Raw genomic sequence first — 21,771 nt, forward strand, 5'->3', positions numbered from 1 at the left:
CAGGTCAGCCCGCTTCCTGGAAATCCATCTCCGGCGGCTGGCGGCGGAAACCACCCGTGAGCATTGCCAGATACACCACGCCAATCGCCAGCCAGCTCAGGCCCAGATACACCGCCAGGTGATCGAGGCTGACCATCAGCCACAAGTCCGCCGCCAGACCGATGAACGGGAAGATCAGAAACAGCATCAACTCGCGCGGGCCTTTCTTCTCGCCACCGATCCAGTAATGAAAGATCACTGACAGGTTGACCAGGCTGAACGCCAGGAACGCGCCGAAGTTGATGAACGACGTCGAGGTGGTCACGTCGAGTTTCAGCGCCAGCAAGGCTACCACCGCACACAGCAGGATGCTGTTGACCGGGGTGCCGAAACGCTCGTGCAAAGTGCCGAAGAACGACTTGGGCAACACACCGTCACGGCCCATGGCGAACAGCAGCCGCGAGCCACTGGCCTGGGCAGACAGACCCGAAGCGAACTGACCGACGATCAGGCCGATCAGGAAGATCGACACGAACAGATCACCCCCGATGTTGCGCGCAATTTCGTAGGCCGCCGAGTCGACGTTATCAAACTGAAACGACGGATGGGCGACCTGCACGAAGTACGACACAGCGACGAAAATCAGCCCGCCGATCAACGTGATCAGCATGATCGCCCGGGGGATGGTGCGGCGTGCATCACGGGTTTCTTCGGTCAAGGTGCTGACCGCATCGAAACCGAGAAATGAATAACAGGCGATGGCGGCGCCGCTCATGATCAACGGCATCTGCATGTCGCCGTTGAAGAACGGTTTGATCGACCACAATGGCGTGCTGGCGTCGCCACTGAGGTAATGCACGCACAGGGCGACGAAGGCGACCAGCACCAGAAACTGCACCAGCATCAGCAAGGCGTTGATGCCGTTGGCCAGCTTCAGGCCGATGATGTTGATCGCGCTGGTGATGCCGATAAACGCCAGCACCCAGATCCACTGCGGGATCGACGGGAAGGCCGAAGCGAGGTACGCGGCGCCGATCAGCCAGATCGCCATCGGCAGAAACAGGTAATCGAGCAGCACGGCCCAACCGGCGATGAAACCGAGTTTCGGGCTGATGGCCTTGCGCACGTAGCTGTAGGCCGAGCCCGCCACCGGGAATGCAGCCGCCATGCGGCCATAGCTCATGGCGGTGAAGAACATCGCCACCAGCGCCGCCAGATACGCGGCGGGCACCATGCCTGCGGTGGATTGGGCGAGGATGCCGAACGTGCCGAGGACAATGATCGGCGTCATGTAGGCGATGCCGAACAGCACCACCGACCCCAGCGAAAGGGTGCGTTGCAAACGAGCCATGGGCGACTTACTCCGGATTTTATTGGATTTATGGCAGAGGCCGAGTTCGGCGAGTGTTTTGGGTAGTGCGTTGTTGTTCTTGGGTCAAACAGATGTGTCGTCTGGGCGGCCCCTATCGCGAGCAAGCTCGATCCCCTGTGGGAGCGGGCTTGCCCGCGAAGGCGTCAGTCCGACCCATACAAAATCCGGATCAGCGCGAAGAAATCAGCAGCTCCCGCAATCCAGAAGCGTGTTCAACCACCTCCCCCGGCAACTTCAACCGCTGATCATCCAGATAGCGATAATCCTTGCGCGCCAGCGCCAGCTGACTGAAATCCAGCTCGACACTGAACCGTCCTTCCTCACGCCCGGCCTCGAACAGCACCGTGCCCAACGGGTCCACCAGCGCACTGCCGCCGGCAAACATCAGCCCGTCATCCCCCGCTTCCACGCGATTGACCATCAGCGCAAACGCCTGGTTTTCCTGGGCCCGGGCCATGATTGCGGTGCGGTGGGTCGGGCCGTACGGGTCCATGTTGCCGTTGGTCACGATCAACAACTGCGCACCCAGTTGCGCCAGGGCACGGGCGGACTCCGGGAATTCGATGTCGTAGCAGATCAGCAGACCGACCCGCACGCCGTTCCACAGGCAGGTGGCATAACGGTCGCCGGCCTCGAACACACCACGATCCGAGGCCCAGAGGTGAGTCTTGCGGTATTTCAGGGCGATGCCTTCGGGGGTGATCAGCAGCGTGGTGTTGTAGAAGCGGCCGTTGTCGTTTTCGGCCATGCCGATCACCACGGCAAGGTTGCGTTCGCGGGCAGCGGCCTGCACCGCGCTGACGGTCGGGCCGTCGACCGGTTCGGCGATCTGCGCCACGGTGTCGGCGGTCGGGAAGCCCATCAGGTGGGTTTCGGGAAACACGATCAGTTGCGTGTCGGCCGGGCACTCGGCAATCGCCGCCAGGGCGCGTTCCAGGTTGTACGCCGTGTCTTTGTCACGGCCCGCCAGTTGGGCGAGTTCGACTTTCATGGGGAGTCCTTGTGATGAGCGCCGGGGTCGAAGGATTGCCCGGCGGCGGTCTGTGGGCCAGTATGCTTCCCATTCGACCGACCGGGGAATCACGCGGCCGGGGTAACCCGATAGGGGTAGAGGCATGACAGTTTCGTTTGACGACATCACCTGGCACCGCGCCGTCGGGCAGTTGATCGACGCCCTCGACAAGCCGAATTTCTGGGCGCAACTGGTGCGCCTGCTGGATCAGTACGTCACGTTCGATAGCTGGGTCGCGCTGCTGTTCAGCGCCGACCGCCACCCGCAGGTGTTCGCCGAATGCCCCGGCGAAGACGGCAGTCCCGATCAGTTGTTTCAGGATTATCTGCGCGGTCTGTACCTGCTCGACCCGTTCTACATCGCCTGCCGCGAGCAGTCGCGCACCGGGTTGTATCGCCTGTCGGAGGTGGCGCCGGAGCATTTCGAGCTGACCGAGTATTACCAGCGATACTTTCGTCTGAATGTGGTGGCAGACGAAATCCAGTTCAATTGCCAGCTCGAAGGCGATCGCACGCTGTGCCTGTCACTGGGCAGCAAACAGCGTTTCAGCGGCGAGCAGATCGCCCTGCTGTCATTGATCCAGCCGTGGGTGCTGGGCCTGTTGCGCCAGCGCCTGCCCTATGAAATCAATGAAATCGTCGCCCTCGCCCCGTCGCCGGCGCAACCGGACTGGCGGGTGCAGCTCGAAGCGTCGGTGCAGCAGCTCAAGGGCGCGCAATTGACCGCCCGGGAGCTGGATGTCGGGCGTTTGATGCTCAGCGGTTGCTCCAGTAAAGAAATCGCCCGTAAGCTGGAAATCTCTGTTGAAACCGTGAAAGTCCATAAGAAACACATGTACAGCAAGCTGGGAATCAAATCCCAGTCGGAGTTGTTTTCGATCTTCCTGCAGGCGCAGAACGCCTGACTGCCGCAAAAAACCGTCCGAACCAGGGAAACCGTATGAGCCTGTCACTCCTGAGCCGCTACGCCTTCTTTGCCGTCTGCGTGATTTTCACCCTCGCCAGCCTGCCCTTTCTCGACCATGACTGGCTGTGGCCGATCACTGCCGTCACCGGGGTGCTAAGCCTGCTCGGTCTGTTCGACCTGATGCAGAGCCCCCACGCGGTGCGCCGCAACTACCCGATCCTGGGCAACATCCGCTATCTGGTCGAAGGCATCCGCCCGGAAATCCGTCAGTACCTGCTGGAGTCCGACAGCGACGCCCTGCCCTTTTCCCGCGCCCAGCGTTCGCTGGTGTACTCGCGGGCCAAGAACGAAAGCGCCGACAAACCGTTCGGCACCCTGATCGACGTGTATCAGTCCGGCTTCGAGTTCATCGGCCACTCGATGCGCCCGGCGCCGTTGAGCGATCCGAACAGCTTTCGCGTCACCGTTGGCGGCCCGCAATGCACCCAGCCGTACTCCGCGTCAGTGTTCAACATCTCGGCCATGAGTTTCGGCTCCCTCAGCGCCAACGCGATCCGCGCACTGAACCAGGGTGCGAAACTCGGCAATTTCGCCCACGACACCGGTGAAGGCAGCATCAGCCCTTACCACCGCGAACACGGCGGCGACCTGACCTGGGAGCTGGGCAGCGGCTACTTCGGCTGCCGCACCAGCGACGGCCGTTTCGACCCGGAACGCTTCGCCGCCCAGGCGCAGACCCCGCAGGTGCGGATGATCGAAATCAAGATGAGTCAGGGCGCCAAACCCGGTCACGGCGGGATTCTGCCCAAGCACAAGGTCACCCAGGAAATCGCCGATACCCGCGGCATCCTGATGGGCGAGGACTGCATCTCGCCGTCTCGCCACAGCGCGTTTTCCACACCGATCGAGATGATGCATTTCATCCAGCAACTGCGTGAACTGTCCGGCGGCAAACCGGTGGGCTTCAAGTTCTGCCTCGGCCATCCGTGGGAGTTCATGGGCATCGCCAAGGCCATGCTGGAAACCGGTATCCTGCCGGACTTCATCGTGGTCGACGGCAAGGAAGGCGGCACCGGCGCCGCGCCGGTGGAGTTCACCGACCACATCGGCGTGCCGATGCGCGAAGGTCTGCTGTTCGTGCACAACACGCTGGTGGGCCTGAACCTGCGGGACAAGATCAAGCTCGGTGCCAGCGGCAAGATCGTCAGTGCCTTCGACATCGCCAGCGTGCTGGCCATCGGCGCCGATTGGGCCAACTCGGCGCGGGGCTTCATGTTCGCCATCGGCTGCATCCAGTCGCAAAGCTGCCACACCAACAAATGCCCGACCGGCGTCGCCACCCAGGACGCCCTGCGCCAGCGCGCACTGGTGGTGCCGGACAAGGCCCAGCGGGTCTACAACTTCCACCGCAATACGCTCAAGGCACTGGCGGAAATGCTCGCCGCCGCCGGCCTCGATCACCCGTCGCAACTCTCGGCCAAGCATCTGGTACGGCGCATGTCGGCCACCGAGATCAAGCTGTTCTCGCAGCTGCATGTGTTCCTGAAACCGGGGGAACTGCTCACCGGGGAAGTGAACGGCGAGTTCTATTCGCGGATGTGGCAAATGGCGCGGGCGGACAGTTTTGAGCCGCAGGATGGGGTGGCGGCCTGAAAATCAAACCGGCGCATTCCCCTTGCAGACTTTGCGCCGGCCTTGGAGTATTTATCGCTCGATTTGCATGAACATGACCGCCCCCAAACCTACTGCCAACCATAGCGTGACGAACCTCAACAAGACTGTCGCCGCTATGGCATCCGGTAAACCGGCACCACCCGAGACCAGCAACGCCACCATCACCGCTTCAGCACTGCCCAGGCCACCCGGCATAAAACTCAATGCCCCCGCCAGCATGGAAACGGCATAGATAAAAATCGCGGACGTCAGACTCACGTCTGCGTTCATCGCTATCAAAATCCAGTAAAACGCCAGCCCTTCAAGTCCCCAAGCCAACACACTCAAAAGTGTCGCGCCAATCTGGCGGCTCGGGGTATGGCATCTACGAGACTGGTGCAACACTTGAACGGCATGGCGCAGTAAACGGGAAAACAGGCCGTGCCTGTGTTCGAGGCAACTATTGATCTTCGTGACAAGACTGGCCCGGGACACCAGCAACATGCAGCAGGCCAGCAGCACCAGACAGGCGACAATCATCGACAGCCATTCGGGGTGAGTGCTCAGACCAAAAAGAGCCAGCGCAACCATTGCCAGCAAATCCGAAAGCCGCTCGCTGAATAACGCAGCAAAGCTGTGCACATAGGGCACATCCCGACGCTTGAGCAAAACGCCGCGCAACGCCTCGCCAGCCTTGCCAGGGGTGGTGGTCAGGGCAAACCCCGCCAGGTAGATTTTCAGACTCGGCCACCATGGCATCGGATGACGCAAGGCATTGAGGTAAACCTGCCAACGCAAAAAGCGCAGACCGTAACCAAGCAGAACCAGGCCGGCGACTTTTCCTCCCTCCCACCATCCCACTCGTCTGACCGCCGCGCTCACGGCAGGCCACCCGCCCCACAGGGAAAGGGCCAGATAAAGGAGAGCGGAGCAGACCACCGAGCCAATCAGAACCCGATAGCGCCATCCGGAGAACACCAGAGACTGATTCATAGATTCAGCCTCTTGAAAAGCGGCTCTGGTATCGCCCGGATCAAACACATGATCCACGCCCAGAATCCAGGTACGTAAAGCACCGCTGTCTTGCCTTCGATGCCCGCGACAATCCTTCGGGCGACTGTCTCCGGTTGCGCGACCAGCAACGCCGGTATCTTCAGCCCCTGCGTCATCGGTGTATCGACAAACCCGGGCTTGATCGTGATGACATGCACGCCCGACTTGAACAAACGTGCGCGCAAACCTTCACAAAAGGTGCTGACCGCTGCCTTGGCTGAACCGTAGACATAGTTGCCGGGCCGCCCGCGATCTGCAGCAACCGAGGAGATGACCGCCAGCGTGCCGCTGCGCTGGGCGGCCATCCGGTCAGCCAACAGCGTCAGCAGGGCAATCACCGAAGAGCCATTGGTGACAAAGGCCTCCAAAGTCAACTCGACGCTTTGTTCGCATGCCTGTTGATCTGGCAGGGAACCATAGGCAATCAGACAAATGTTCACCGTCTGCAAGGTCGTCAGGCAGCTCTCCAACATCATCGAATGCCCGGCGACTTCGTTGACGTCCATCAAGTATGGCGTCACTGCACCCGCACCCCGTGCTTGCAGATCGGCACAAGTCTGCTGCAACTTTGGCCCGTCCCTGGCGACCAGAAAGAATTCGCTTCCCTCAGCCGCCCATTGTCGCGCGCACGCGCTGGCAATGGCCGAGGTGGCCCCCACAATGAGAATTTTTTTCATTGAATGACTCGCTGCCAGAAACGGGAAATCAGGGCGGGGTCGCGCATCGCTTCCACTTGTTCCCAGGCGGGATAGGCACAGCGGAAATCACTGCCGCTCATGTGGGCATCCTTTGCCGGATACAAACGTCCACCCGCTTCCCTGACAATGGCATCGAGGCTTGGCAGGAGCGCTTTGTTCAGTGTTCGGCTCTGTGGGAAATCCAGCGCCAGTGAAGTGCCCGGCATTGGAAATGACATAAGCCCCGGCGATGGAATATCGCCGCAGCGCTTGAGGACGGCGAGAAAGGAACCGTTATTACTGCGCGCAACGGATTTGAGCAGCTCGGCCAGCGCGGCCGAAGCCTCGCCGCTCGGCAGAACACACTGAAATTGCTGGAACCCCTTGCGACCGTAAAGGCGGTTCCAGTGTTCGATACGATCCAGGGGATAGAAAAACGGACGGTAAGCGAGCGTCCGACATTGCCGGGTTTCCGGTTGCCGATTCCAGTAACAATGGTTGAACAGCTTCAATGTGACAGGATTGACCAGCGACACCGGTAACCGGATCGGTAAACGCAGCGCATGTGGAGAGGCAACCTCAAGCGGACCCGTTTCGCGATGATTGCCGGCCGTGTAGATACCCCGCCCGCACGTACGCCCTCTGGCCAGGCAATCGATCCACGCGACACTGTATTCGTGCCGGTTGTCCAATTCGTCAGACAGGTCAAAAAAATCCTTCAAGCTGTCAAAGCGCACCTGCAGCGTATCGATCAGACTGGACTGGATTCTGCGCAGGCGCAGGCTTACCCAGGTAATGACCCCCGTCAGCCCCAGTCCTCCCACTGACGCGGCGAACCACTGTGGGTTTTCTGTCGGGCAACAGACCATCGGCGGCTCAATGGATCGATGCAAACCGAAACTCACCACCGAACGGGCAAACGTGCCGCGGCGGTGATGATTTTTGCCGTGAACATCATTGGCCACTGCCCCGCCCAGCGTCACATGCTGCGTTCCGGGTGTGACCTGCAAGAACCATCCACGCGGGATGGCCAGTTGCAGGATCTCGCCCAGAGTGACTCCCGCCTCGGCACAGATGATGCCGTTCTCCCAGTCGGCCTCTATCCAGCGATCCAGCGTACGTAACTGCAACACATGATCACTGGCGGCCAGACAGCTGTCGCCATAGCTGCGGCCATTACCGAACGGCAAGGTCGAACCATGGAGGGCGACCAGTCGTTGCAACCGCGGTCCGATTTCGCTTCGCCAACGGCATGAATGGACGCTCTGCATGAAGGGTGGATAGTTTCCCCAGGACGTCAGCGAGGTCCTCATGACGCCACCCAGAAAATCGCACAAAACACCGCGCCCATGACCTGGCTCAGGCGATCACGCAAGGCAAAGACCACCGGGTCCTCATTCATTCGGCCGCGATGGGTCAGCAGCCAGATGCGGGTAATCCACAGCAATAGCACCGGGCAGGCAAGCCAGATCCACCGGGGGTGTGCATAAAGCACAGTGGTCGCGCTGTCATGGATATAAAGTGCCAGCACCATCACTGCCAGGTAACCGGATGCAGCGCCCAATGAGGAAAGCATTGCCAGATCGGCGGGGAAATAGTCCCGTCCTCCGGTTTTCCCGGTGTTACCACTGTGCAGCACCAGCAACAGTTCGGCGTAGCGCTTCACCAGCGCCAGACTCAAAAACATGAACATGGAAAAAGCCAGCATCCAGCCCGTCAGTTCCAGTTCGAAGGCGGTGCCCCCGGCAATGATGCGCAGGGTATACAGAAGGGCCAGGGCAATGACATCGAGCGCCATCAGCCGCTTCAATACCAGCGAATAAATCAATGTCAATCCGTAATAACAGGCGAGTACCCCCACGAATTGAAACGGCAGCCATATCCAGGCCCCCGTGAAGGACACCAGCAACAACAAGGGAAAAACCATCAACCCGGACTTGATCGACAACTCCCCGCTGGCGAAGGGCCGGTTGCGTTTGGTCGGGTGTCTGCGATCTTCGGCAAGATCGAGCAGGTCGTTCAGGACATAGACCCCCGATGCACATAACCCGAATAATACGAATGCCAGCACGCCATGCCACAGCGTCAGCGGATTGGTCAATTGATGCGCGGCCAGCAGAGGGACAAAAATCAGCGTGTTCTTCACCCATTGATGCATGCGCAAAGCTTTGTACCAACTCCTGAGGCTCGCAGCGTGCGGACGAACTACCTGTACGACGTTGCCCAACTTCCGGGCAGCGTGCTCGACACCCGGTAACGGATTGACGACATAACCGAGCCTGGCCGAACGCCAGATCGGCAGATCGGCAAACGAGTTGCCGATGTAGTCGAATTCCCCTTCACCGTACAACTCCACCAACAAATCACGCTTATGTTTGCCTGACAGATTGCGCTCGAGGTTAGTCGCCAAAACTTCATCGAACACTTTCAAATGTTCGGCGATGCGTACCGCCAGGGAGTGATGGCTGGCCGTTGCCAGCACTATTTTCCGGCCGCTGTTGCGTTGCGCCTCGATCATCCAGAGGACATCCGGGTTATAAGGCAGTGTCGCGACATCAAGGTTTATTGCCTGCGCCAGGCGCTCTTTCAAATATGACCGACCACTGAAAAGCCAGATCAAAGGTTTGCAAAGGCGCAAGGGAGCCTCTCGAACAAAGGCCATTGCACATTCGAACAGCAGATCCGATTTCAAAAGTGTTCCGTCCAGGTCGACGACCAGAGGTCCCGTCGGCGAACAAGGGGCCTTTGAGGAAAGCACCTGCGGCATTGATAAGTTCATGACTGTCGCCCCCGAAACATCACAAACCGGAAAAAGCAGTACCCCAGCAACAGATTCAACAGTGAAAACACAGATACCGTCGCCAGTCCTGGCAAACCCAGTAAATCGCCAAACACACCGACGCCGTAACTGAAGATGCCCATGACGCCCATGTACCCCAGATACGCCCATGCAGACGTTCCGGTCTCGAATGTGTAGAGCGTGTTCATGTATGACGAGAAGGCGGCGGCGATGCAGAATGCGGCGAAATTGCTCGCTGACTGCGTCGCCTGCACGGCGCCGATCAACACGAAAAAGAGCTGCCAGTGAATCAACGTACCCGCCAGGCCGATGGCTGTTTGCGCAGAAAACCCGTTCCACAAGATCCTCATCGTCAATCCTTGCAGTGTGCGATGGGCGGGCTTTCAAGCTAGGGCAAGGTGTGGAAGCGGTCTACTGTCAGAAATTACAGGTCGGAGGTGGTTTCAGACTAACGGTCACCATTGCAGCACCCGACCGCGAGGTGGCTCTTTCACCACGATATAACCGGTATCACCGCTCAAATAGATGCGGTAATAGAGGCTGTCCACCAGGACCGGGAATCCCTGATAGTCAACACGGTCGGGACTGCCCTGCTCGGGTTCGGCGACCACATTGGTGATGCCGGCCGAGGGCAGGTTTTCCGGGAGCATGAAATAGCCGATGCTCAGCAGGTAGCGCAGTACCGGCAGTTGTTTGAACGTGCCCGTCGCGCTTACAAGCCAACGGTCGGAGTCGCTCCCTGACAGATAAATCCGCTTGGCTTCCCGCAATTCTCGATGAGAGGAAATGTCATGACTGAGGCTATACAAAGCGCTACTGGCGAATGTTTTCTCCATTGTCAGCACCCGCCCGTAGGCAAAGGACAGCGACAGCGTGGCCAGAAGCGGAATCGCCAGTGTCAGAGGCAGAAACCGATGCAGCGGTGCCAACCCCAGATATGCCAGATAGAACAGCAACATCAGCAGCACACCAAACCCCATCAGCGTACGTGCACCTTCATTGAAATCGCGGAACAAAAGGGTCATGCCCGGCACCAGCAACACGATCAACGGCAGCGTCAGCAGGCACATCAATCCCAGGAGCAAGCCTTTTGCGGGTGAGTCACCCCGCAAGCGAATCTGCCTCCCCAACCCTGCGACGCCGACCAATGCACACCCCAGCAACACGACGAATACCGCCGTATAACCACCGTGAAACAACAGCGCCACCTGCTTCATGATGTCAGCGAAACTGGTGCTGATCTGCAACAGTGAATCGGCACTGAAGTCGAGCAGTTCGGTACGTTCGAAGTCCGTGAACGGAAAGGCCGTGACCGAGTAGATCGACACACCCAGCGCCAGTTGCGCCAGCTTCCAGCCCGCCAGTGGCCAGAGCTCAGCCCAGGGCAGGCGCCGATGAACAGCCCTGAGCAATTCCACACAGGCCAGTCCGAGAAACACATTGAGGCTGATCTGATACAGCCCGGTCGCCAGCGCCAGCAACACCGAAGGCACCAGCCAGCGTTGAATCCGGGAAGTGCCGCCAAACGTGATCGCGTAAATCACCGCGACCAGACTCAGGGCCATGCCGGCGCCGTCATATTGATAAGACAGGTTCTGCAACAGGAACGGGTTGTACCAGAGCGGCAAGGCCACCAGACAAGAGGCGAGCGTCGGTTCGGGGAAGTAGTGAAAGGTCAGTCGGCTCAGGGCCAATGACATGGCCACCGTGGCGATTAACAGCGGCAGGGGAAAAATGTTCGGCGCTGCACCGGTAAACGTCAATGCATGGTACAGCCAGTCCATGAACAGTCGCCCCCGCTCTGTCCAGGCATCACCGGCAGCCAGAGAGCGCCAAGTGTCGTCGATGTAGGGAAAGTCGGCGAGGATCAGCGGCAGGATGTACAGCATCGTGGCGATCAGGAAAAACCGCACGACCTGTCGCGACCCAAGTTCGCGGTCGAAAAAATCAGTCATCCTCATATCCGATCCTCTGAAATCAGTTCCAACAATATGATCACTAAAAGTTGAAAACCCGCCACTGTCAGAAATTACAGCTTAGCGGCTCTTTCAGACGAGCGGACGGACAGGTCCGTGCCCACCGTGGCCATATCCAGGAAAAAACAAAGCCCCGGCCAATCGACCGGGGCTTTCAGTTTCAGCGCTGACGTTTTACGAAACCGAACGCACCGCACCTTGCGACGCATCGGTCGGTTGCAGCTTGAACACGTAGAACAGAACGGTCAGCAGCACCAGGAACGCCGGGCCGACATACAGCGCCACGCGGGTGTCCGGGAAGTACGCCATCAGGCCCACCACCAGCACCAGGAACGCCAGCGCCAGATAGGAGCTGACCGGATACAGCCACATCTTGTACTTCAGACCTGCCCGTTCGCTGGCGCTCAGGCCTTTGCGGAATTTCAGCTGGGCCAGCAGGATCATCACCCAGGTCCAGATCGCGCCGAAGGTGGCGATCGAGGTGACCCAGACGAAGACTTTTTCCGGTACCAGATAATTCAGCAGCACGCCCAGCAGCAGGGCGAAGATCGACAGCAGCAGCGCCCGACGCGGCACGCCGTTGCTCGAAGTGCGGGCGAAACCCGCCGGTGCCTGACCGTTCTGCGCCAGGCTGTAGAGCATGCGCCCGGTGCTGAAGATGCCGCCGTTGCACGACGACAGCGCAGCGGTGATCACCACGAAGTTGATGATGCCGGCGGCGGTCTTGATGCCCAGACGCTCGAAGGTCATCACGAACGGACTGCCCTGGGTGCCGATTTCATTCCACGGGTAGATCGACAGGATCACGAACAGCGCACCAACGTAGAACAGCAGGATCCGCCAGAACACCGAGCCGATGGCATTGGGAATGGTCTTGTGCGGGTTCTTCGCTTCACCGGCGGTCAGGCCGATCATCTCGACGCCCAGATAAGCGAACATCACCATCTGCAGCGACATCAGCACGCCGGTGACACCGTTGGGCATGAAACCGCCGTGGGCCCACAGGTTGGAAATCCCCAGCGCCACGCCGTCGTTGCCGAAACCGAACGCGATGATACCGATACCACCGAGCACCATGGCGATGATGGTGACGATCTTGATCAGGGCGAACCAGAACTCGAATTCACCGAAGGCCTTCACCGCGATCAGGTTGATCGAGCCCATGCTGACCAGCGCCGCCAGCGCCCAGATCCAGCGCGGCACATCGGGGAACCAGATGCCCATGTACACGGCTACCGCAGTGATTTCCGCGACGCAGGTCACCAGCCACAGGAACCAGTAGTTCCAGCCGGTGAGAAACCCTGCCAACGGGCCGAGATAATCCTGTGCATAACGGCTGAAGGAACCGGCCACCGGGTTGTGCACGGCCATTTCGCCGAGGGCGCGCATGATCACCAGAATCGCCAGACCACCAATGATGTAGGACAGCATGATCGCCGGGCCGGCCATTTCGATGGCCTTGGCCGACCCCAGGAACAGACCGACACCGATACAGGCGCCGAGCGCCATCAGGCGGATATGCCGTTCGCCGAGTTCGCGTTTGAGTGGACCGCCGTTCGCGGTCTCGCCATGGGGCGGGTGATTGCCGACTGGCATGGGGGACTTCCTCGTCTTGTTATTGGATAGACCACCGAGTGTCGAAGCGTCGACCGATAAGCCGTGGCTTCCCGACACCGCGCCGGCCTCGTGGGCTGACGCGTCCTCCAGGTCCGGGCCTGAGGATCAGCGGGGCTGGCAGTATAAAAAGCTTCCAGCAGGATATTTCACTCTAAAAACCGACTTATTCAGCGACAAGCATCGTTATGAATCGGGATTTCGAGACAAACACTCCTGAAAAAACCGGATTATTCACTGCCGAAATGGGCGCCGAGTATTGCACAGCAAGGGTGCAGCGTCATGCCCCTACCCAAGTCGTATTTACCCGCCAACCGCTCTGTTCCGCCCTTTCCCGAGACCTGCACACGCACTGCCGACGGATTGCCCCCCGTGCAGATTTGTTCAGGGTCACCGCTTCACAATTTTTTCACCCGCGCCAACCACCGACTAAGCTTCAGTCAAGTCCGATCAATCTGCGTGAATGGATCAATCGACTATGGGCGCTTTGTGGCAAACCGATTCGAGTGAAAAAGTGGTTCCGACTGAACGTGTGGATCAAGCGCCTGTCCCTGAAAAAACCCGTCGCAACCGGCATGGGTGGAAGGCTTTCTGGCTGTTGGTGTTGATCATTGCGGTGGTCGTGGGGCTGGCCGCGATGAAGGAAATGCGCACCTCGCGTTTTCAATCCCGCGAGGTCAGCCAGTACGCCGCCAAGTTGACCTATGAACTGCAACCGGGCCCCAGCGAAGCCATTCGTTATCCGGGCAACGGGCCATTCGATCTGCGTCTGGGCTACAGCTCGCTGGACGAATTTCTGCCGCGATTGCTCAAGCGCAATTACGTGATCACCGAACAGACGCGTTTCTCCCCGGCCCTGCTCGGCTATACCGACAAGGGCCTGTTCGTGCCCTACTCCGAAAAGATCCAGGCCGGGCTGTCGATCACCGATTGCCGTGCCGCGCCGCTGTATCAGTACAACTATCCGCAGCAGCTGTATTCGAGTTTCGAGTCGATTCCACCGGTGGTGGTCAACAGCCTGCTGTTCATCGAAAACCGCTTTCTGCTCGACCCGAAACAACCGCTGGCCAACCCGGCGGTGGACTGGCCGCGCTTCGGCATGGCGGCATGGTCGCAGGTCGCCAAGCTGCTGCACTTGCCGGGGCAATCGGCGGGCGGCAGCACCCTGGCCACACAACTGGAAAAATATCGCCACTCGCCTGATGGGCTGACGGTGAACGGTGCCGAGAAAATCCGCCAGATGATTTCCGCCAGTGTCCGCGCCTATCAGGCCGGCCCGGATACCTTGCCGGCGCGGCGCAACATCATTCGTGACTACCTCAACAGCGTGCCGTTGTCGGCGGTGCCGGGGCACGGTGAAGTCCACGGCATGGCCGAAGGCTTGCGGGTCTGGTACGGCGCCGATTTCAATGAAGCCAACAAAAAACTGGCCAGTACCGCCACCGATCCGCAGACCATGGCCGACAAGGGCCTGGCCCTGCGGGAAATGCTCTCGCTGATGATCGCCCAGCGCCGTCCTTCCCATTACCTGACCAAGGGCCGGGAAGAGCTGGCCGATCTCACCGACAGTCACCTGCGCCTGCTCAAACAGAACGGAGTGATCGACACCGCCCTCGCCGATGCGGCTCTGGCCAGCAAGGTCACTTACCGCGACTGGCAGACCCAGCCGACCATTCAGCCGATCGAAACCAACAAAGGCATCAGCGTCGCCCGCAGCCGTCTGGCCACCATGCTCAATCGCCCGCTGTACGACCTCGACCGCCTCGACCTCTCCGCCACCAGCACCCTGCAAGGCGAGCTGCAGACCCAGGCCACCGCCTACCTGAAAAAACTCGCCGACCCGGCTTACGCCGCCGAAATCGGCCTGCTCGGCGAACGCCTGCTGACGCCCACCAGCACCACGCAAGTGCGTTACAGCTTCACCCTGTTCGAACTGACCCCGGACGGCTCGCGCGTGCGGGTGCAGACCGACAGCACCGACCAGCCGTTCGACATCAACGAAGGCAGCAAACTGGAACTCGGCTCCACGGCGAAAATGCGGGTGCTGACCACCTACCTGCAGATCATCTCCGAACTGCATGACAAATACGGCGCCATGTCTGTGCCGGAATTGAAAAAAGTCGAGGTGCCGGATCAGGATCGCCTGACCCAATGGGTGATCGATTATCTGATCCAGAACAAGGATCACGACCTGTCGAAAATGCTCTCCGCGGCCCTCGACCGCAAATACTCCGCCAGCCCCGGCGAGGCGTTTTTCACCGGTGGCGGGCTGCATGTATTCCACAACTTCCGCAAGGAAGACAACGGCCGCATGCCGACCCTGCGCGACGCCCTGCGCGAGTCGATCAACCTGCCGTTCATTCGTCTGATGCGCGATCTGGTGCGCTACACCACCTACTCCGGCCCCAACAACAGCGCCGAACTGCTCAAGGACGACCGCGACCCACGGCGCCAGGAATACCTCGCCTCGTTCGCCGATCGCGAAGGCACTTCGTTCCTGCTCAAGTTCTGGAAGAAGTACAAGAACAAGGACACCCGGGCCCGCCTCGACACCTTCCTCGACAGCATGCGCCCGACCCCGATCCGCATGGCTGCGGTGCACCGTTATCTACTGCCCGACGCCAGCCAGGAAGACTTCAACAGCTTTGTCCGCTCACATCTGAAGGGCGTGAAAATCACCGAAAAACTCACCGACGAGCGCCTCGAACGGCTTTATCTGGCCTACGGTCCCGGCACCTATGACCTGCCGGACCAGGGCTTCATCGCCAAGGTCCATCCGCTGGACCTGTGGCTGATCGGCTACTTGCTCAATCACCCGGACGCGACCTGGAGCCAGATCGTCAAGGCCAGTCAGTTCGAGCGTCAGGAGGTCTACAGCTGGCTGTTCAAGAGCAAACACAAAGGTGCCCGTGACAGCCGCATCCGCACCATGCTGGAGATCGAAGCGTTCCTCGACATCCATCAGCGCTGGCAGAAAGTCGGTTACCCGTTCGATCATCTGGTGCCGTCGCTGGCCACCGCCATCGGCAGCTCCGGCGACCGCCCCGCCGCGCTGGCCGAGTTGATCGGCACCATCCTCAACGACGGCGTGCGCATGCCGACCCTGCGTATCGACAGCCTGCATTTTGCCGCCGGCACACCTTACGAGACAAAACTGGTCAACGACCCGCATGTGGGCAAACGGGTGATGCCGTCCGAAGTCGCCACGGCCATGCGTGAGGCACTCTCTCAGGTGGTGGACTCGGGGACCGCCAAACGTGTTTCCGGCAGTTTCAAAATGGCTGATGGCCGGCCGCTGATCATGGGCGGCAAGACCGGTACCGGTGACAACCGTATCGAAGCGATCGGCTCCGGCGGACGAATCCTCAGTTCGAAATCGATCAACCGTACCGCGACCTTTGTGTTCTACATCGGCGACAGCCATTTCGGCACACTCACCGCGTACGTTCCCGGCCGTTCGGCGGAGAATTTCAAATTCACTTCGGCGTTGCCGGTACAGGTACTCAAGGGAATGGCCCCGATTCTCAACAACTACCTGCAACCGGGTAGCCACACGCAATGTCAACCGGTGGAGGTGGCTCTCCGCTGAAGGGTGGTGCGTCATTTTCCCGATATCAGCAACAGGTCATATTTATTTGGATTTTGCATTCGAATTCATGAACATGAATCACGGAATCCGCTTGTCTTCCGACACAATATTCTGACTTTTATTTAAACAGCAGAGGAATACGCTAATGTTTTCCTGACAAACGAAATGGAATTCAGATGTCCAGCCTGAAAACAAATGACAACCCACTTCAAACAACAACTCCCACGATAAAAGGTCGACACTACGAGCTCATCAAAAACACTCTTGACGACACATTCAAACAGACTTCACTGTCTCGTGCCCTGGCATTGAATGCTGCCTCCCTGAAGAAGCACTCCTGGCACGAAAAGCACGTTCAGGCATCGGCGAAAGCGGCAAATATCGCCGCCTGGCAGGCTCAGAACCAGACTGACCAGGCGCTGAACAAAATAAAAAGTCTCGAGTCATTCGCGGTGCACTTGCTGAAAAAAGAACTCAAGGAAAAGTTTGGTCTTACCCTCAATGTCAAGCAAACTTTCTTGAGATTGTATTTCCCAAAGTCATCACCTTGGTACAGCCTCAATTTATTGCCTGGCTTTGCCAGTCGAACGGTGTCCCTGCTGGACGCAGCGCTACACAACTTTGCAAGTAACGAAACCTTTACCGCCGACTCCAACTTCATCAGTAAACCCGATGAAAACGGACACTTCGATGTACTGGAAATCAAACAGAAAATGTCAATCGAGCAGTTCAAGACATTGTGTCGAGAACTGGATATCGGCAAACGCTACACCCGTTATCTGCGACACCATTTGCTGCCTCGCGATCCCGCGACACGTGCCGCGCTTGAGAAACAGACAACCGACAGCCAGAAAGCTGCGTTGATACTCGCCGCGCATCTGGCACTGCTGACCAATGACATCGGCAGCAACGCCCATGCCGTGGTTCTGGGCATGGCCGAAGGGCAATCCGGGCTGACGCTGGGTGGCAAGGTCATGCAATGTTGCGAGCTGTCGATCATGGATGCCGCATTGACCGGAATCGTGCTGTTCACTTCGGTCGAGCGGCAGAGCGCTGGTGAAGACCGGATGATTGCTTACGTTCCCCATGACCCCGAGCACCCGTTGAAGGAGTACGCCTCGTCGCTGGAGTTCGTCAGCGAACTGACTCGCCAGCTACGTGCCAACGAGACCCTGTCCAAAGGACAGAGTAACTATTGGCAATTTTTCAGCCAATTCATCGATCAGCAACAGCGCGGTCATTTCTTTGCCGGACTCGACCAGCGACTGAACGCGTTCAAATGGCCGAAAGAGAAGGATCGTCTGGATCCGGGGCCGACCTGGCGCCCCACTCCGGTGGATAAACCCCGACTGGCCTTTCAGGTTCGACCGTTCACGCAGAATCTGTGGAAGCATCAGTACCAGCGAAAAATCGACAAGATCTTCAACGATGCTCGAGACATCGCCGTTTCAACCGAAATGGCCGACCGAAAGGAACGCTGGGCCTGGTGGGACAATTTCGAAAAAATGCTTTCCGACATTTTCCAGGCAGCCCTGCTGGTTCTTACGCCTTTTGTTCCTGTTGTCGGTGAGCTCATGATGGCCTATACCGCTTATCAACTGATCACGGACACTGTAGAGGGCTGGATCGATCTGGCGCAAGGGCATTGGGCAGCATTTGGCGAACACGTGCTCGGAGTCCTGACCGACGTCATCCAGTTGGGCACATTCGCCGTCGGCGGCGAGATCGGAAAGGCGTTCAAACTCAAGGTTTCGTCCTTTGTCGACAACATGCTGCCAGTCATATCCCCCGACGGTAATACCCGTCTGTGGCACCCCGACCTCGGCCCGTATGAGATTAGTGGAGCGCCGCCACCGCCCGACTCTCGTCGTGACGCCAAAGGTCTTTACCAACATGCCGGCAAAAACGTGCTGACACTCGATGGCAAGCACTATGAAGTCAGACAGGATTCACACAACGGCCAGTATCGTATCCAGCATCCGGCACGTCCCGGCGCCTATGCGCCGAAACTTCGCTACAACGGTCGTGGCGCCTGGGTTCATGAAGGTGAAAACCCGCATGATTGGGCAGGTCCGAAATTGATGCGACGCCTCGGCGCCATGGCGGAGGGCTTCAGTGATCCGCAACTGGAGACTGTCCGCCTGATCAGTGGCACGGAAGAGCATGCACTGCGCCGGATGTATGTCGAAAACGATCCCCCTCCGTTACTGCTGGAAGACACGCTCGAGCGTTTCCAGGCATCGCGGGACACTGCAACCGCCGTCTCGGATATTCGCGCCGGGCGCCCTATGGATCCCTCGTCCTTCTGGTTCGAACAACTGGTGACCGAATTGCCGGGCTGGCCCGAAGACTGCGCATTGAAGGTTTATCAGGGTGCCGAGGGACAAAGCGCCGCACACATTTACGGTAACGCCAACGCCCAACCGTCACGGACGTTGACCGTCAGCCTGGCGGATGTCATGGCTGGCAGACTGCCGGAACAGGTGGCCGGTTTTCTCGATGACGCGCAGCTGGAGCGATTGCTTGGCGCCCGGGTTCCGAGAGAACGACAAGTGCAGACCCTGCGTAATCTGTTGGGGAACCAGGTCGATGCCCGCCGACAGGACATTGCGCAATATACCTATCGGTATCGCACGATCAGCCATGACTCGCGGGTTCTTGAGCTTCAACGTCGGTTCCCGGACTTGCCGACAACCATCGCCGAACGGCTGGTCGCCCACGCCCGCCAGCGCGAACTGGACGCTCTGGACAACCATGACCGCCTTCCCCTTGACCTCAGGGCGACTGCCCGTGAATGCGCTTTCGAAACCCGCACGACGCGGGCGTTCGAAGGTTTTGGCGAGAATGAACGACCGACACCGGACACCGAACGCCTGGCTTTGAATCTGCTCCGTCTGCACAGCGACACCTATCGCGATTTGCATATCGAAGTGCGCGATGGCTCGTTTGACGGGCCACTGCGTTGCAGCGCAGGTCTTACGGATGCAAGCGAAATCCGCGTCCTTTTGCATGACGGGCATGGCCGCTATGAAGTCTTCGACGGCAACCGGCGCCCGTTGTCCGGTCTGGCCGATTTGTACGAGTCGATCCTGCAGGCGATTCCCGCTCAGGCAAGACAACAAACCGGATACAGACCAGGTCAGGGTCGTGCTTTCAGGCAATGGCTGATGGCAATGAGCGAATCGCCGAGGGAGCGTCGCACCCTGATGCTCGAGCCCTCGATCCGGCCCGTCGTGCAAACGTCGTTGGAGAACCTGTTGCGGGGGCCGGTCTTTTCCCGATCGGCCCGGACAATCGAACAACGGGTGAAAGAACTGTATCCCGGGTTGAGTGATCGGGAAGTGGACATGTTCGTCAGTTCGCTGCCGGCAGGGCGTGATCCTTTCGAGAAGGTCCGGGAACTCAAGGATGAGCTGCAAAGGCTGGAGAGTCTGCTCGACGAGTGGAGGAACTCACTGAGAAGTTTCGATCCCGATGGCCCCGGGATCATTCCAGCCGGGGCGAGTACCATCACTGATCGCCTGCTGGCGTGTTTCAGACGCGAAGCGCATGCGTTCAACGAGCGCAGTATTCGTTTAGAGGATGGCTACACGCTGGATCTTTCGAATGAAGTGTTGGGACCCGACCTTGAAAAATGGTGGAAAACCCTCCCCGATCTGAAGGCCTGGTTCGATCAGGTCACGACCCTGAATCTTGATCGAGCCCGCTTCTCCCCGGCCTCCGGCGGGCTCCTGAAGCATTTCCCCAACCTGCATCATTTGAGTGCCCGCCACTGCGGCCTGAAACTGCTGCCCCAAAGAATTGCCGCAATGCAACGACTGGAGACCTTGCGGCTCAGCCGCAATGAGATTCGCCTGACAGCCGAATCATGGGCGCAGCTCAGAGATTTGACCCGCCTGCGCGTCCTGCGACTGTCCCTCAACCAGCTGGGACGAGCGCCGGACGTCAGTCGCATGCCGCACCTGACCGTGCTGGATCTGGCTTACGCCGGTATCGACAGTTGGCCACAAGGACTGTTCTCTCCCCATCGACGCCCTCAGGGCTTCTTTCTCGATCTGTCCAGTCCGGCAATCACCCATGTGCCGAATGTCGAGCCGGGATCGACGGATGCCTGGCTCGTTGCCCGTACCCGACTGGCAGTCAGTTTTCTGGAACCCGAAGATCGCGAGACCTTTTATCAATACCGTGACTCGGTGGGGCTGCCGCGGGAAAACCATTATTCGTTCCTTGCCGCCGAAACTCGCGACAAGTGGTCGATGAGTGGCGACTCGCTATTCTGGAGCGACGATGATCCGGGGCTATCGACCTACCGCAACGAAGCCTGGGACAACCTCATGCACGAACCGAATGCCCAGGGTTTCTTCCAGATCATCGACAGCCTGACTCAGTCTGCCGACTACCGGAACGGTGGTTCCTCACGCCGAATTCTGACCCGGCGTGTCTGGGATCTGATCGACGCCATGGACATGGATACCGAGCTGCGTGAAAACCTGTTTCGCATGGCTGAACAACCGGCCTCCTGCGCCGATGCCAGCTCCGAAGTCTTCAACATCATGGGGGTGCAGGCCCTCGCCTCGCTGGCATACTCCTACGCCACATCGGCAGTGGAGCTCGAAGGCAGGCTGGTGAAACTGGCCCGTGGCGCCGCGCGCCTGGAACGGGTGAACGAGATTGCCCGGGCCGATGCGCTGTCTCGTCCGAGCCGCGAAGAAGAGGTCGAGATCTATCTGGCCTATCAGACCCGCCTGGGGGCCCGTCTCGATCTGCCCTGGCAGTCCGAATTCATGCTGTACGAAGGCATTGCAGGTGTGACGCGAGCCAGTATCGATAATGCCTACAGCACCGTTATCGAGCTGGAGACCGGAGACGGGCTGGTCAACGGGATGCTCGAACAACCGTTCTGGGAGCGCTATCTGCGTGAGCATCAGACCGAAGCGTACCGGATCAACGACGCCTCATACGAGCGCCAGTTGACCCGGCTTGAACAACGGCACGCACCCGATTCGGCTGCACCGATCAGTGACGAGGAATACGCACGCGAGCTCACCGAACTGGCGTACCGACGTCAGGGTCTGGGACGTTCGCTGACCTTCACGATCATGCGTCGGCATGGTCTGTTGCCCATGCCGACCTGAGGCCA

Annotated in this window: 13 protein-coding genes; 4 read left to right on the forward strand and 9 right to left on the reverse strand. The window is 59.2% G+C overall.

Going from position 1 to position 21,771, the window contains the following annotated elements; translation table 11 throughout:
- Nucleotides 1–4: 4 nt before the first annotated feature.
- Complete coding sequence (locus NWV16_RS22750) at nt 5–1,330, reverse strand: APC family permease (protein ID WP_260520849.1); 1,326 nt, start codon at nt 1,328–1,330, stop codon at nt 5–7.
- Between the two features lie 190 nt (nt 1,331–1,520).
- Nucleotides 1,521–2,342, reverse strand: a complete 822-nt coding sequence (locus NWV16_RS22755) for a carbon-nitrogen hydrolase family protein (protein WP_260520850.1) — start codon at nt 2,340–2,342, stop codon at nt 1,521–1,523.
- Between the two features lie 124 nt (nt 2,343–2,466).
- On the opposite strand from NWV16_RS22755, the gene NWV16_RS22760 reads away from it, so the two are divergent.
- Complete coding sequence (locus NWV16_RS22760; protein ID WP_085709445.1) at nt 2,467–3,267, forward strand: helix-turn-helix transcriptional regulator; 801 nt, start codon at nt 2,467–2,469, stop codon at nt 3,265–3,267.
- Between the two features lie 35 nt (nt 3,268–3,302).
- Nucleotides 3,303–4,922: an FMN-binding glutamate synthase family protein gene (locus NWV16_RS22765; RefSeq protein WP_260520851.1), complete on the forward strand. Its 1,620-nt coding sequence runs from the start codon at nt 3,303–3,305 to the stop codon at nt 4,920–4,922.
- 51 nt (nt 4,923–4,973) lie between these two features.
- Here the strand turns inward: NWV16_RS22765 and NWV16_RS22770 are convergent, their stop codons facing one another.
- The 7 genes from NWV16_RS22770 to NWV16_RS22800 all read right to left on the reverse strand — a co-directional run bounded on the left by NWV16_RS22770 (nt 4,974) and on the right by NWV16_RS22800 (nt 13,024).
- Nucleotides 4,974–5,915: a lysylphosphatidylglycerol synthase transmembrane domain-containing protein gene (locus NWV16_RS22770; protein WP_260520852.1), complete on the reverse strand. Its 942-nt coding sequence runs from the start codon at nt 5,913–5,915 to the stop codon at nt 4,974–4,976.
- Nucleotides 5,912–6,652, reverse strand: a complete 741-nt coding sequence (locus NWV16_RS22775; RefSeq protein WP_260520853.1) for an SDR family oxidoreductase — start codon at nt 6,650–6,652, stop codon at nt 5,912–5,914. Before NWV16_RS22775 ends, NWV16_RS22770 begins: the two co-directional genes overlap by 4 nt.
- Nucleotides 6,649–7,965 carry an FAD-binding oxidoreductase gene (locus tag NWV16_RS22780; RefSeq protein WP_260520854.1) on the reverse strand — a complete coding sequence of 439 codons (1,317 nt, stop codon included), beginning with the start codon at nt 7,963–7,965 and terminating at the stop codon, nt 6,649–6,651. The genes NWV16_RS22775 and NWV16_RS22780 overlap by 4 nt, the downstream gene beginning before the upstream one ends.
- Nucleotides 7,962–9,431, reverse strand: coding sequence for a UbiA family prenyltransferase (locus NWV16_RS22785; RefSeq protein ID WP_260520855.1), 1,470 nt, complete (start codon nt 9,429–9,431; stop codon nt 7,962–7,964). The genes NWV16_RS22780 and NWV16_RS22785 overlap by 4 nt, the downstream gene beginning before the upstream one ends.
- The gene (locus NWV16_RS22790) at nt 9,428–9,802 is read right to left on the reverse strand and encodes a hypothetical protein (protein ID WP_260520856.1); all 375 of its coding nucleotides are present in this window, start codon (nt 9,800–9,802) and stop codon (nt 9,428–9,430) included. The genes NWV16_RS22785 and NWV16_RS22790 overlap by 4 nt, the downstream gene beginning before the upstream one ends.
- A gap of 105 nt (nt 9,803–9,907) precedes the next feature.
- Nucleotides 9,908–11,413, reverse strand: coding sequence for a glucosyltransferase domain-containing protein (locus NWV16_RS22795; RefSeq protein WP_260520857.1), 1,506 nt, complete (start codon nt 11,411–11,413; stop codon nt 9,908–9,910).
- A gap of 189 nt (nt 11,414–11,602) precedes the next feature.
- The gene (locus NWV16_RS22800) at nt 11,603–13,024 is read right to left on the reverse strand and encodes an amino acid permease (RefSeq protein WP_260520858.1); all 1,422 of its coding nucleotides are present in this window, start codon (nt 13,022–13,024) and stop codon (nt 11,603–11,605) included.
- A 496-nt stretch (nt 13,025–13,520) separates the two neighbouring features.
- Between NWV16_RS22800 and NWV16_RS22805 the strand changes: the two genes are divergently transcribed.
- Both NWV16_RS22805 and NWV16_RS22810 read left to right on the forward strand, forming a co-directional pair.
- Nucleotides 13,521–16,631, forward strand: a complete 3,111-nt coding sequence (locus NWV16_RS22805) for a transglycosylase domain-containing protein (RefSeq protein WP_260520859.1) — start codon at nt 13,521–13,523, stop codon at nt 16,629–16,631.
- A 176-nt stretch (nt 16,632–16,807) separates the two neighbouring features.
- Nucleotides 16,808–21,766: an NEL-type E3 ubiquitin ligase domain-containing protein gene (locus NWV16_RS22810; protein ID WP_312846910.1), complete on the forward strand. Its 4,959-nt coding sequence runs from the start codon at nt 16,808–16,810 to the stop codon at nt 21,764–21,766.
- Nucleotides 21,767–21,771: the final 5 nt, after the last annotated feature.

Origin of the sequence: Pseudomonas sp. BW7P1, assembly GCF_024981055.1 — a bacterium.
GTDB lineage: Bacteria > Pseudomonadota > Gammaproteobacteria > Pseudomonadales > Pseudomonadaceae > Aquipseudomonas > Aquipseudomonas bananamidigenes.

Bases quoted from the DNA above. Each gene is read 5' to 3' on its own strand.
- NWV16_RS22790 (WP_260520856.1), bottom strand. From the start codon at position 9,802: ATGAGGATCTTGTGGAACGGGTTTTCTGCGCAAACAGCCATCGGCCTG.
- NWV16_RS22760 (WP_085709445.1), top strand. From the start codon at position 2,467: ATGACAGTTTCGTTTGACGACATCACCTGGCACCGCGCCGTCGGGCAG.
- NWV16_RS22750 (WP_260520849.1), bottom strand. From the start codon at position 1,330: ATGGCTCGTTTGCAACGCACCCTTTCGCTGGGGTCGGTGGTGCTGTTC.
- NWV16_RS22795 (WP_260520857.1), bottom strand. From the start codon at position 11,413: ATGAGGATGACTGATTTTTTCGACCGCGAACTTGGGTCGCGACAGGTC.
- NWV16_RS22810 (WP_312846910.1), top strand. From the start codon at position 16,808: ATGTCCAGCCTGAAAACAAATGACAACCCACTTCAAACAACAACTCCC.
- NWV16_RS22800 (WP_260520858.1), bottom strand. From the start codon at position 13,024: ATGCCAGTCGGCAATCACCCGCCCCATGGCGAGACCGCGAACGGCGGT.
- NWV16_RS22785 (WP_260520855.1), bottom strand. From the start codon at position 9,431: ATGAACTTATCAATGCCGCAGGTGCTTTCCTCAAAGGCCCCTTGTTCG.
- NWV16_RS22775 (WP_260520853.1), bottom strand. From the start codon at position 6,652: ATGAAAAAAATTCTCATTGTGGGGGCCACCTCGGCCATTGCCAGCGCG.
- NWV16_RS22770 (WP_260520852.1), bottom strand. From the start codon at position 5,915: ATGAATCAGTCTCTGGTGTTCTCCGGATGGCGCTATCGGGTTCTGATT.
- NWV16_RS22780 (WP_260520854.1), bottom strand. From the start codon at position 7,965: ATGAGGACCTCGCTGACGTCCTGGGGAAACTATCCACCCTTCATGCAG.
- NWV16_RS22755 (WP_260520850.1), bottom strand. From the start codon at position 2,342: ATGAAAGTCGAACTCGCCCAACTGGCGGGCCGTGACAAAGACACGGCG.
- NWV16_RS22765 (WP_260520851.1), top strand. From the start codon at position 3,303: ATGAGCCTGTCACTCCTGAGCCGCTACGCCTTCTTTGCCGTCTGCGTG.
- NWV16_RS22805 (WP_260520859.1), top strand. From the start codon at position 13,521: ATGGGCGCTTTGTGGCAAACCGATTCGAGTGAAAAAGTGGTTCCGACT.